The organism is Prevotella sp. P3-92 (assembly GCF_002251205.1).
Classification (GTDB): Bacteria; Bacteroidota; Bacteroidia; order Bacteroidales; family Bacteroidaceae; genus Prevotella.
The window spans coordinates 1-9449 of the sequence record NZ_NPJE01000052.1 but is presented as its reverse complement, the minus strand read 5'-3'; the positions used below and the strand labels follow the sequence as shown (position 1 = coordinate 9449).

Annotated in this window: 6 protein-coding genes; all 6 read right to left on the bottom strand. The window is 46.0% G+C overall.

Features of this window, described 5'->3' with window-relative positions; genetic code table 11:
• Positions 1–650: DUF6443 domain-containing protein (locus tag CIK93_RS07475; RefSeq protein ID WP_144269539.1), on the bottom strand; the 650-nt coding region annotated here is incomplete at its 3' end.
• A gap of 1 nt (position 651) precedes the next feature.
• On the bottom strand, positions 652–4032 hold the full coding sequence (locus CIK93_RS07470) for a hypothetical protein (protein ID WP_094447039.1): 3381 nt from the start codon (positions 4030–4032) through the stop codon (positions 652–654).
• Entirely contained in the window at positions 4029–5090 is a 1062-nt protein-coding gene (locus CIK93_RS13660; protein ID WP_094390556.1) for a hypothetical protein, read from the bottom strand. Before CIK93_RS13660 ends, CIK93_RS07470 begins: the two co-directional genes overlap by 4 nt.
• A gap of 11 nt (positions 5091–5101) precedes the next feature.
• Positions 5102–5458 carry a hypothetical protein gene (locus CIK93_RS07460; RefSeq protein ID WP_094390555.1) on the bottom strand — a complete coding sequence of 119 codons (357 nt, stop codon included), beginning with the start codon at positions 5456–5458 and terminating at the stop codon, positions 5102–5104.
• Positions 5459–5595: 137 nt separating this feature from the next.
• Positions 5596–7386 (bottom strand): hypothetical protein, encoded by a 1791-nt coding sequence (locus tag CIK93_RS07455; protein ID WP_094390554.1) that lies wholly within the window; start codon positions 7384–7386, stop codon positions 5596–5598.
• Positions 7387–7552: 166 nt separating this feature from the next.
• Positions 7553–9310, bottom strand: a complete 1758-nt coding sequence (locus CIK93_RS07450; RefSeq protein WP_094435020.1) for a phage tail tape measure protein — start codon at positions 9308–9310, stop codon at positions 7553–7555.
• Positions 9311–9449: the final 139 nt, after the last annotated feature.

Below are 9449 nucleotides of genomic sequence, written 5' to 3'. Positions count from 1 at the left end.
GTATCTCCTGCTGCGGTGCGCTCCATAATCTTCCTCCCGAGCAGGTCGGTGAATACGGCTGTGCTCCTGTTGTCGGCATCGTAAGACACTGCTTTTGCCAGCGTTCCCTCTGGATAGTACTCGAAGGATGATGTGTTCTCGGGGAGCGTGAGGCTGTACGATCCGTCCTCGGGAGCCTCGTAGTGCAGCACGAGGTCGGACAGTGTGTTGGCGAGATGCTCTGTCCTGTCCTGCTTTCCCGCCTGTCTCCATGTGTCTCCTGCGATGTCGACTGCTGTCACCCTGTCGAGCGCGTCGTAGTGGCTCTCTGTGAAGAAGCCGTTGTCAAGATAAAACAGGCCCATGGACGTGACACCGTTCACGGGGATATATTCAAGACCGTTTGCCGGCACGGGTAGATACCTGCGTTTCTCGCGCCCCGCTCCGTCGTATGTCGTCAGGGTGCATGCCGTCCCTCCGTCGGTGCCGGCAGTGGCGACGGAGAGTGTGGGATAGCCCAGCCCGTTGTAGTACTGCACCGCCTGCAGCGAGTCTGTCCCGTCCGCGTCAAGCATCGTCACTGTCTTGACGTAGTTCTCCGTTGCCGTCTGAGCAGAGCACAGGGCAGGAACGTACAGCAGGAGTGCAAGTAATAGTTTTATATTGTTCATACTAGTTAGTCTTGTAGTTGTAGTTATATTTTTGAAGGATATTGTCGTCAGCGTCACGTGCTTCTTCCAGTCTTCCATAGGTGTCATAGCGGTATTTCGCCTTGTCTCCGTTAGGCTTGATGACACATGAAAGAGTATGCCATGGGGAATATTCATAAGCTGTCGCCATGGCTCTCTCATTCAGCAGGGCAGCGTGAAGAGACTCCGTAGCATTTGTTATTTCTGTGGCGGCAGTTCCATTTTCCAGAATGTCGACAATGCCCGACATTGCCTTTACTTCGGAATATGCCTTGCCGACAATCTCCAATACAGGAAGCCGATGGCAGTAAGACCATATTACGGCAACGGGAGTTCCGTCCTTCTTCTTATAACCGCAGATGTTTCCGTAGTCGTCGTAGTCTGTCACGTCCAGTTCAAGAACCTCGCTGTTGTTAGGAGTTATGGAATAGTTCTTGCTGACTACCGGCAAGCCATTTGAAAGCGGCATGTAAAGATTCCTGTAGCCGCCAACTGTGTTCCCGTTCCTGTATTGCAGAGCCTTTACTCTCTCGCTGATACAATGCGCGCTTGTCAGGCATGCCGTGTTTGAGTTGACGGCTTCCGCATCACCTGGGTACCAATACCTTGTCAGGCATGTCTCCTCCGTGTTGGCGTTGAAGGCAACGCTCTTTGTTATGCTGGAGGGCATGTAATTGTTTTCATTGTATTCGTAAGTTGTAGTTACTGGTTTCATCGCCACACCATCAACATAGCCAGTCTCGGTGACGCTTGAGGGCAATGCGCACAAGGGAGATTTGGAGATCAGGGCGTATTTGTAATATACATCCAAGGCACTGCTACCGGGACTCATGTCTGAGCATCGAGCCCAAGGGAAGAAAACCATATCGCTCAAGGCAGGGCTGCCGCCGATTACCGTATAAGAATAGCAAATCTTGTGCATCAGCACACTGTCACTTGAAAATGTCGCGGATTCTGTCAGTTTTCCGTTGAGTCCGTCCGTGTTTACTCCGAAAATGCCGTTGTTGACACTGTGACACCCGTCGTTATGGAAATTCTCTGTGCTATATGACATCAGTTGCCCGTCCTTGTCGTAATTCTCCTTAGTAACTTTAGAGTAGCCGACATCCGGGCATTCCAAAGAACAAACAGCAAGATATTTCGGGTCGGAGGTTATAAAGTAAAAGGCGCAGTACAGGGTTGACGGTATGGAGTAGAAACAAGGATTGGCAGGCTTGCTGGCAAAGAGGTACTGCATGTCGATGTGCTCTTTGTCAACTGTCGGTATGAGCAGTTTTCCTTCTTCATACCTATAGCGTGTATATCCTAACATCTCACCATCGCTGTCATAGTTCTCTACTGTCCTGATTCTTAGCCCACCGCCGACAGACTTTCCGCTGGCATCGGCAATAGATGTATCTTCAACGTATGCAGGCGGAAGCGTTACCTGAATGCGTCCTCCAGTTATTAATCCACTTGCCACAGTGCTGAATTTGCATGACAGCACATAATGTCCCTTGGGAAGCACGCATGATTCCTTGAAATCCTCCATGTCATTATATTTAGTATAATACCTTGAGAATACGGTTTGTCCTGTGGAATCCTTGCCGACGATGCCCAGGTCAAGTTTGTAGTATTGCTGTGGCGAAGGCAAATAAGAAGATCCAGAGGATATTTCGACGGGCACTGCCTGGTCGATGTCGAAATCCCTCGTCTCTGGTGTGTTGTTATAGCCTGTTCCGTTATAGCCTGTACCACATGTTACCGTCCTCGGAATCTTAACGCTTGAACTGGCAGACGGGTAGTAATATTTTCCGTGTTCATCGTCAAAGTGGTTTATCTCATATTCAAACAACGTGAAGCCGCCGGTAGGGTATGTAATCTGGTTTAATGTTCCAATCTTGCAGTACAATTCGTTAGCGTAACGGTTAGCCGGCCCAACAGTCTCAATACCTGTAAGCCTGCCATCATAGTCATATTTGTATTCTGGTGAAGCGCATAGGCCGTCAGCGTTGGTCTTCCCGTTGTAATACCCCCAGAAGTCTTGCCGCATGCTTATTCGGGAAGGCAATTCTTGCGCATCGTTATATCCGAATGAGTATTTCTTTCCGTCAACCGTAACGTCAGTTAATTTTAGCCGTTTAAAGCCATACACGTTTGTATATCCGTACTTGCTGCAAAGCGTGTGCTCATATTCGCTTTCCGTATGGTATCCATAGGCAAAAGCGACAGTATGCAATATCGTGCCGTTGTCGCTTGACCTTACGGTTATACTGTCTATTCTTTTCGCAAACTTTATGTCCTCCCTGCTTCCATAGGCAAACGTTACTGCCTCTTTGTCGGTTATAATGGTGTCAGGATAGTATTCCCTAATGCCATATACCAGCGTGCTTGGCTGGTTGCGCTTTATGAATATCTCCCGAATTGCTTCCGATGCTATCGGCATGTCGGAGTTTTCGTCGCGCTTGCCTACGGTCTCATAATAGGACTGTAAAAGACTGTATCCCTTTTCGGAGTATTTGAATTCTGCAAGGCATCGGCCCGCAGCATTCCTTATTTCCGCCAGATTGTATGACGCATTGTCCTCCATGGAAGTCTTTGGCGCCTCGGCAAAGACGTACATTTGCCCATGGTCGTCCGTAATCTCTATGCTGTGAGGATAGGAGCCGGTATAATCCTTTAGTTCTATTCTGTAAGCCGTTGCGTCGTTTCCGATAATCCTTGCCTCTTTGCTTCCAGTGTCGATGACAAAAGAAACTCTATGCCCGCAAAAGGAAGCCTGGAATATGTCCGGGACTCTTACCCCGTCTGAGACATCTCTCAGGATGTCAAACTTCTTTCGGTCTTCTTCTATAGGCTGGCAGAAGAGAGAGGGGTTTGCAGGAACTGAAGGAAACCTGACAAGGGGAAGGCCTGCTATGCAGTAATATGGTGTATATCCTATTCCAGGCAATACAGTCTGGAGCAGGTCCAAGTTGGTTATCGAACTTGGGTTTATGCTAAATGAATTCTGGTTAAAGTCATTCTTTCCACATACTATCTGGCTGATGCTCCCGCCCATAACCATGTTCCATCCCAGTCCAACATACGTTGCCTGCTGGTCAACCTTTATGCCTGACGCATCGTAGCACAGTTCTACAGGCATAGTGAAGTCTCCTGAGCATATGTCGAATAAGGGTACAGAAATGTTCGGCACACCAGTGTACCCCGAGTTGTTGTATTTCCCATACTGTCCAAGCGCGCTTGCCTCTGGAGTCAGATTCTGGAAGTCTGGCAGAAGGCTGTTATAGATATTTCTCAAATCTTGTGTGTCGTCGGCATTGGCATAACAAGAAAGAGCCGCCAGTAATAATAATGCTGCGGTTTTAATTGCTGTTGTTTTCATAGTGTCACTTTCTCGCTGTATACTTTTCCGTTAACGTTGATATAGAGGATATACACTCCCGGGAGCAGTCCGTTGCAGTCTATCTGTGTGGAATACCCCTGTCCTGCGTTTTGTGTCCATTGCCTGCTTACGCATAGCATGCCCATGTGGTTGGCGACGATGTTTGTGATGGTGGCGTCCTCGTCAAGGTCGTATGCCATCTGTATTACCTTCCCGTGTGTCTCTATCTGGTAATGTATGATTCCGTCGTCCTGCGCGTCCCCGTCAGCGAATCCCTCTTGCTCATCGTCTGACGGGAAGTCCGTCTGGCTTATATAATATGGCACTTGGTCTGAGGGCAGGTTGCAGTAGGCATATCTCGTCGTTCCCACAACGTCCATGTTGAAGTAGCTGGTGCTTGTCACGTCCTCGATAACGGGATACTGCGATTCGGGCAGATACCACTCGTAGCGTTCGTCAATGACCTGTGCGAGCCTTGCGGTGTCGAGGGCGGCGGAGTCGATGTCCATGCAGATGGAGTAGGAGTCGATGGTATGCACCCTGAGCACATTCCTCAGAGTGTCGTTCTCCGCCAGCACTATAGAGCCGTCGGCATCCACCTTGACGGTTGTCGTGCCGACCTCACGGAAAGGATGGTCGCCGCAGTACATCCCCTCGCATCTGAACGGCTTGCCGATAGAGTCTCCATATACGAGATGGAGTCTCCTTGTGGTTTTACTCAGGGCATAGTCCCTTTTCTCCAGCGTTGACTCACTGCCGACGAGAACGAGCGTGTCAGGGGTTGCCCGATAATAACGGATTTTGCCAGGCTCAATGACGGAGACCACGCCTGTGCTGTCCTTCATAAACATCACCTGTTCTGCCCCCTTAGATCCGAGTTTCCTGGAAAAGTCCCACACTTTGTTACTCCCTCCCTTACCGGGGGAGAAGTAACGGATTCTGCTCTTCTGTAAACTGTCGGTTGATGCCGGAACCATTTCAGACAGGTTCACCTGACCATAGACCGATGTTATCCCAAATAGCAATGATAAAGCAGAAATGAAAACTCTTATTTTCATCTTCGCTCTGCTTACAGTTCAATTACACCTATATAATATACAGAACCGACGGTGAGGCGGATGGCGTATTCTCCTGTAAATGTGGAAGGGAAAACGAGAGAAGTCTGACCCGGAGCCAGCCAATCGGTATAGACCAGGTTCTCGTCTTCGTCGAAGAGTTCCACAGAAATGATTTCCTCAAACGGATAGAAGAGGGTGAGCGTGTGCCCCGTGATGTCAATGGTCAGCGGACGAGCAGGTGCTTTTGGCTTGCCTGGATAAATGGGCGTTTCGTCAATGATCGAGGAGTGCAAGATTTTGGGGTTACCTTTTACTGAAGCCATGCTGCCTAACCAGACAGCAAAGAATAAAATAAGAATCTTTTTCATCGTTGTTTTGTTTTGATTTGCATGCGAAATTACATCGTTGAATTATGATGCCAAAACAATAACAACAGAGATAATTAACCAAAAATTAACCTCAATGTAATTGACTGATTATGAAGCCGTTCTTACATACAGACGATTCAAAGACCCAATATTTCTTCATCAAGTTTCTTGGAATTACCCTCAACACCGAATAATTTTTTCATCATCGTATTGCGTATTTTCGTGATATAGGCAGATGAAACTCCAAGCAAGTTGCAGATGTCCTTTGGTCGGAAATGCAGACGGATAAGGATGCAGGTGTTGAATTCCTTTTCGTTCAAGGCATATTTCTTGGAAGATATAAACTGATAGAATGAGGGGAAAAAGTCTATGACCATCATATACATTTGTTGCCATTCTTCAGCAGAAGGCAGGTTTCCTTTTGCCGCCAACTTGTCAAAAATGTGATAGATTTCCGAATCCTTTAGTTTCGCCTCTGCAATTTCCCTTTCTTTAGTTTCTTTGCTCTGGTATTTCTCAATATCACTCCGTAGAATCTCAATGTCTATCTCCTTTTTCTCTATCAAAAGATTTAATTCTGAAGTGTAATTGTTTAACTCCTCTATATTGCTTTGTGCTTGCGAGAGGGCTGTTTCTATGTTTCTTCCATGGGATCTAAGCCTGATGACTTCCGACTGTGCCTTGGCAAGTTCGGCAATACTCTGTTTGTAATGATGGAGAGCCGCTATACGTTTCTTTCTTTCCCTACGTATAACAATGAAGGTTATAGCGATGATACTAAACGTAGAAAAGCCGATGACCATAAGCCTTTTGTGCATTTTTTCAGATTTCTCGTTGGCCAATCGGGCTGATTCCTGATAACGCGAATAGTCATACATGGCTTTCATCCGTTCCACTTCTTCCGTTGCCATGTTAGCATAGACGGAATCGTTCATCGTATAACTGTAAAGCGCGTATTTGGCTGCAGAGTCTGGCCGATGTGTCTTCTGGAAAAGCAGCGCCAGACCTCTTGATGCGGCATTCTGGTTGTTGAAATCCTTACCTTCACGGAGTTCCTTGCGAAAATAGTGTTCTGCAGAATCATATTTCCCGACAGCCAAATAATAGCGTCCTTTAGGGTAATAGTAAACCTCACGCCCCTTAACTATATCATGGTTTTCGTCAAAGAAACCGGATTCTGATTCGTATATGTCCATGAAGGTCTTGGCTTTGTTCAAGGAATCTTTCTCTACAAGTATCGTAATGGCTCCTCCTAAGATTCCGGCAGACAAGTTCTTATATCCATATCTTCTGGCGAGCACGGATGCTTGTTCGCAAATGGATAGTGCAGAGTCAGGCTTCCCCATTCCTTTATAGGCTGCTATATTTCCCGCCATACCTAATATTGCAGCGAGTGTGTCTTTTGCTTTCCATGAGTATCTGATAGCAAGATTATTAAACTTTAAATCTTCTTCAATCAGATTTTGGTGGTAGAAAACATCGCTCATCTGCCCATAAACTCTACTGAGCAAGGCATAGTCACATTCAATGTCTGTCGTATCTGCATGATTTGCAGCCTTCTGATAATTATTCAGAGCATTAGGGTAGTCATGAATATCTTGGTAAGCGCGTCCAAGGAGATAGTGGGCAAGCATTCGTTCGTTGGCAGTACCGTGGCTTTCATAATAATTGACGAGAAGTTTTTGGATACTGTCAGAACGGAAAACCGTATCGCATTTGTTCTGGGCATTGGTAAGCAACAACAGACGACGCATACGCTGGCTGCGGGATAGTCCGTCATTGCTAATGCTGTCGAGAATGGTGATAGCCTCACTGGAGTTTTCATTTATAACAGCCTCTGCTTGGTCAAGCAAACGCTGAGCCTCCCTACTACCACAGGCGTTGAGTAGCAGAACTAAGACGCATATATGGAAGAATCGTTTCAGCATCGTTTGTTTCTTAAGTTGTTGCAAAGATAATGAAAATAGTTGAAATTTATATTGAAACGCGTATGAAAAATCCTAATAGTAAATTTTGAAACATCTCGCAACGCAGTCTACACACAAATTTAGAAATCTATTGACGAGGTTTTTAAATGAAACATGTTTAACACCATTACCCAAGACCGCGTTTTGATGTGCTACCCTTTATGAGAAGGCAATTATTATCAGACATACTCATTTCAGAGGCTAGTTGGTCCATACGACGTAAGGCAATATCCCATTTGAATTGACTAATTTCACCGACAATGGAATCTGCAATGTCCGCAATGCCTTTTGCCGCCTTCTGACGATTATTTTCATCGGATGGATTTAATCCTTCTAGTTGGCATTTTGCAACAATTCCCTGGCCTATTGTACGCTCATCCTTATTGGTGAATACAAGTTTCTTGCTTAGCGCCCAAGTTACTAATGCTTTAGCAGCTTCTTCGACAAGACCATAGAGATTACTCCAATTAACAAAGGCTTCCGTTGCTCCTGCTTGACTGATGAACCTCTCCATCATTGACAAGCGCTTTACTGATTCCTCCACTTGCTTTTCTGCCTTCTCTGCTCTCATGGTCTGTTCCCTGGCTTTTTGTTCTGCAATTTGGGTCTTGGCTTTCTCACGGGCTACTGCTCTTTCATCGAGTTCCGAGATACGTTGTCTCAACGCCATATTCTCCTTGTCCGTCTTAGCAGCTAAGGCAATCTTCCTTTTGACATCGAGATACATCTTCTTGCCGACATCATTGATTTTCTTTTTGTGCAGTTTCGATACGCTGAGTAACTGGCTCTGAAGGGTGGTAACAATCTCTTTAGCCTTGGCATTGCGTTCCTTTTGCCATTCTTCACGCTTCAATATAGGAATAGGTGTGCTGATTTCCCTATCAAGTCGTGACAATGTCATGTTAATAAGGTCTTTAACGGTCAACGGTTCCTTTGAACCTTGGAAGGAGAATGTCATTTCAGCAAATGGTACCGCCTCCAGTTCTTCTTCTGGAACACTCGTTGCAGAAAGCAATTCGTCGATGGCTTCCTGAAGTTTGGTCAACTTACTGTTACTGGCTTCTATGTTCTTCTGAATCTGCTTCACTTCTGCTTTCTTACGTTCAGTATATTCTGCTACCTCTTTGGCACGAATGGCTTCCTGCTCAGCCTTGAAAGTATGAGCGTCGCGCCATTTCTTGTCACTTTTCTTGCCACGCTCCATTTTGAGAGTATTAGCCAACATATCCTGAAGTTCTGACATATCATGACGGTTTAGATTGATGCACTGGCCTGTCTCATGGTCAGTCCAATCAAAAACATAGTGAGCATGGTGGTTCCAGAGAAAGATTGTCGAACCTTCTGCAGAATCGAGATACTTACCCTGCTGATGATCCTTATCCGTCACCAAATGCTCATGGCCTTCATCAAGGTGAGCATAGATGGCTTTGGTCTTGATGTCCCAACGCTGTTCGATTTGATTAGCCAAAGTCTTCATCTGCTCCATCGTCGTATTCTCTGTGATGACAGCAACACCTTCACGGACAGGCTCGGCATTCTTGGGCATCTTCTTGGGTTTCGACAAGTCGAGTTCCCATTCTGGAACAACCTTTTGAAGTCCAGTTTTAGGGTCAACGATTGGGTCGACCGTCTTTTTATCGTAAGCAAGTGTTGTCAATTGTTTTCCATTTTCATCAAGTTTCGCCTTACGACAGAAATGATGGCTGGAATAGCGTTCCTTAGCCTTGCGAATCTCATCGGCTACCGACTTGAAGTCCTCAGCTTCCCAACTCTTGTTAAGATTTGAATACTCGGGATGAACATGCTTCATCTCCTTCTCGCGTCTGTTGTGCTTCTCGGCACCATACTTGGCAGCGCAAATGTGTATCGATGTTTTTTTAGCCATAATTGTATATAATTAACGTGAGTTCGACGAATTAGAATAAGGTCAATTGTCTATCAATAGTCCTTTGAACGGCAATTGTAGGTTTCTTAGGAAAGAAGCAATATGCTGCCAAAGCTCCAAGAGTATTGACAATGAAGTT

Coding starts and splice junctions, on each gene's coding strand:
- CIK93_RS07470 (WP_094447039.1), bottom strand. CDS start 4,032: ATGAAAACAACAGCAATTAAAACCGCAGCATTATTATTACTGGCGGCT.
- CIK93_RS13660 (WP_094390556.1), bottom strand. CDS start 5,090: ATGAAAATAAGAGTTTTCATTTCTGCTTTATCATTGCTATTTGGGATA.
- CIK93_RS07460 (WP_094390555.1), bottom strand. CDS start 5,458: ATGAAAAAGATTCTTATTTTATTCTTTGCTGTCTGGTTAGGCAGCATG.
- CIK93_RS07455 (WP_094390554.1), bottom strand. CDS start 7,386: ATGCTGAAACGATTCTTCCATATATGCGTCTTAGTTCTGCTACTCAAC.
- CIK93_RS07450 (WP_094435020.1), bottom strand. CDS start 9,310: ATGGCTAAAAAAACATCGATACACATTTGCGCTGCCAAGTATGGTGCC.